Source organism: Paraburkholderia ultramafica, assembly GCF_902859915.1.
GTDB classification, from domain to species: domain Bacteria; phylum Pseudomonadota; class Gammaproteobacteria; order Burkholderiales; family Burkholderiaceae; genus Paraburkholderia; species Paraburkholderia ultramafica.
Map to the genome: position 1 here is coordinate 1 of NZ_CADIKK010000150.1, position 907 is coordinate 907.

At 59.6% G+C, this 907-nt stretch carries 1 protein-coding gene; it reads left to right on the top strand.

Going from position 1 to position 907, the window contains the following annotated elements:
- On the top strand, window positions 1-626 hold a 626-nt coding region (locus HV744_RS36615; protein ID WP_175154093.1), incomplete at its 5' end, for an IS110 family RNA-guided transposase.
- Window positions 627-907: the final 281 nt, after the last annotated feature.

Sequence of the window (907 nt, forward strand, 5' to 3'; positions counted from 1 at the left end):
CGATGCAGACGAATGGCCTGCGCGGCCTGCTGACCGAGTACGGCGAAGTGATGGGCAAGGGCCGGCCTGCGCTGGACAAGGCGATTCCGGGTGTGCTGGAGCGGCTGGTGGATCGTTTGCCGACGATCCTGATCGACACGCTGCGCGAACAGTGGAACGGACTGGCTGAACTGGATAGACAGATTGCCCAGATCGAACGACGTCTGCAGACGTGGATGAAAGAGGACAAGGCGTGCAAGGCGATCGCCGCAATACCGGGCGTCGGTCTGCTCACGGCGACGGCAGCGGTCGCAACGATGGGCGACGCGAAGACATTCCGGTCGGGGCGCGAGTTCGCGGCCTGGATCGGATTGGTGCCAGCGCAGACAGGATCCGGTGGCAAGGTCCAGCTCCAGGGGATCAGCCGGCGTGGTGACACGTATCTGCGCACGTTGTTGATTCACGGCGCGCGCAGTGTGCTCTTCCACGCGAAAGAGCCGGGGCCATGGATTGAGCAGCTCAAAAAGCGGCGACCACTGAATGTGGCGATCGTGGCGCAGGCCAACAAGACTGCCCGGATGATCTGGGCGATCCTGGCGCATGACAGGCCGTATGAAGAGGGTTACGTGAGCGTGAAGCCGGTCTGAATGATGAGCGGCACGCAGGAAGATCAACTTTTACAGAATGAGACGTCGAAAGGTTGCGCTGGCAATCGTATGTGATGACAACACAGGTCGGACCGGGACTCGTTAAACCTGAATCATTTCTAGAGCTCCGAGCTCGTTCGAAGAATGAGGTGCGGGTCAGCGGATTTCATAGTGGGCCGCAGCGTATCAGGCTGCAACAAGCCCGGATATAGAGCTGCAACCCATCCTGTCGTCGTCTGAACACACGAAAAACCGTCGCAAACGGGAGGCGTTCATATAGA